At 72.8% G+C, this 1579-nt stretch carries 2 protein-coding genes; both read right to left on the bottom strand.

Features of this window, described 5'->3' with window-relative positions:
• Positions 1 to 54 precede the first annotated feature (54 nt).
• On the bottom strand, positions 55 to 864 hold the full coding sequence (gene mltG / locus ACYVE9_RS26095; RefSeq protein WP_461030359.1) for an endolytic transglycosylase MltG: 810 nt from the start codon (positions 862 to 864) through the stop codon (positions 55 to 57).
• Positions 865 to 980: 116 nt separating this feature from the next.
• Positions 981 to 1478: a hypothetical protein gene (locus tag ACYVE9_RS26090; RefSeq protein WP_461030358.1), complete on the bottom strand. Its 498-nt coding sequence runs from the start codon at positions 1476 to 1478 to the stop codon at positions 981 to 983.
• Between the last annotated feature and the right edge of the window lie 101 nt (positions 1479 to 1579).

Below are 1579 nucleotides of genomic sequence, written 5' to 3'. Positions count from 1 at the left end.
GTGGCGGCAGTCCGGGCGGGGGGCGGTCGGGAGCGGCCCGGGGCGGCGGGGGCCCTACTCGGCCGCCGTCTCCCGGGGCTCCGCCTGCCGGCGGTTGAACTCCGCGACGTTCTCCCGGTGTTCGGCGTAGTCGGCGGTGAAGCGGGTGTCGCCGGGGCGCACGGTGACGAAGTAGAGCCAGTCGCCGTCCGGGGGATCGACGACGGCCCCGAGCGCCTCCCGCCCCGGGTTTCCGATGGGCGTGGGCGGCAGTCCCCGGTTCCGGTACGTGTTGTAGGGGCTGTTGATCCTGGTCTCCTCGCGAGTGGTGTCCAGGGTGCTGCGGTTCAGCGCGTAGTTGACGGTGGAGTCCATCTGCAACGGCATGTCGCGGGCCAGCCTGTTGTGGATGACGCGGGCGGCCCGGCCCATGTCCCGCACGGTGTCCACCTCTGCCTGCACGATGCTGGCCGCCGCGACCGCCTCGTAGGTGTTGAGGTCGTGCCGGGCCGCACCTTCCGGTACGTCCTCCGCCTCCAGCGTGGTGTTGGCGGTGTTCACCATGAAGGAGAGCAGCGAGGTGGCGGTGGTCGTGTCGGTGACGGGATAGGTCGCGGGAAAGAGGTAGCCCTCGGGATCACCGTCCGCCTCGGCGGGCAGCGCCAGGGAGGCGTCGCGCGCCGCGCGGGCGGTTGCGCCGTCCTCCAAAGCCAGCGCCTCGTCGACCGCGCCGTACACCTGCGCGGCCCGTCTGCCCTCGGGGACGAGCAGCGAGTCGTCCCGCTCCCGTTCCCGGTTCTGGTCGGCGAACTGGATCAGCAGCACGACCACCAGCAGCACCAGGACGCAGGCCAACGCGGCCCACACCAGCCATTTCCTGCTCATGTGTGCACGGTAGGCGGACGCGGGCCGTGGCGCACCAGGGCCGCGCAGGTGGAGGTACCCGCCACCGGCGCCCGCCACCGCGTCCGTACGGGCGCGGTGGCGCGGGTCCGGCGGGGTCAGACGCGTGGGAAGCGCGCCAGCAGCGACCACACCGCCGGGTTGTCGGCCAGCCCGTCGTGCATGTCGGTGAGGTCGGCGGTCAGATCGTGCAGGAAGTCCCGGGCCTCGCGGCGCAGCGCGGCGTGGTTGAGGTTGAGCGGGCGTTCGTCGGCCGGCTGCCAGTCCGCGCTGATCTCCACCCAGCCGAAGCGCCGCTCGAAGTACATGCGGTCGGCGGACTCGGTGAAGTCCAGTTCGGCGTGCTGCGGCACGGACGCCCGGGTGCCGCGCGGGTCGCGGTCGACCTGCTCGACGATGTCGCAGAGGGCCCAGGCGAAGTCCAGCACCGGCACCCATCCCCAGGCTGTGGACAGCTCCCGGTCGGTCTGCACGTCGGCGATGTAGACGTCACCGCAGAACAGGTCGTACCGCAGGGCGTGCACGTCCGCCGTGCGGTAGTCCGTCTGCGGCGGGTCGGGGAAACGGCGGGAGAGCGAGTAGCCGAGGTCGATCACGCCCTGATGGTGTCACGGGCGCTGGAGGCCCGGCGGGGCGGCCGACGGCCCGCACCGGGAGCGGAACGGTCGCCCCACCCGCGTCGGCGGACGTGCGGCGC

Source organism: Streptomyces sparsus (genome assembly GCF_054776295.1).
The sequence above is the reverse complement of the archived record's forward strand: the minus strand, read 5'-3'. Positions and strand labels throughout refer to the sequence as shown.

Coding starts and splice junctions, on each gene's coding strand:
- mltG (WP_461030359.1), bottom strand. CDS start 864: ATGAGCAGGAAATGGCTGGTGTGGGCCGCGTTGGCCTGCGTCCTGGTG.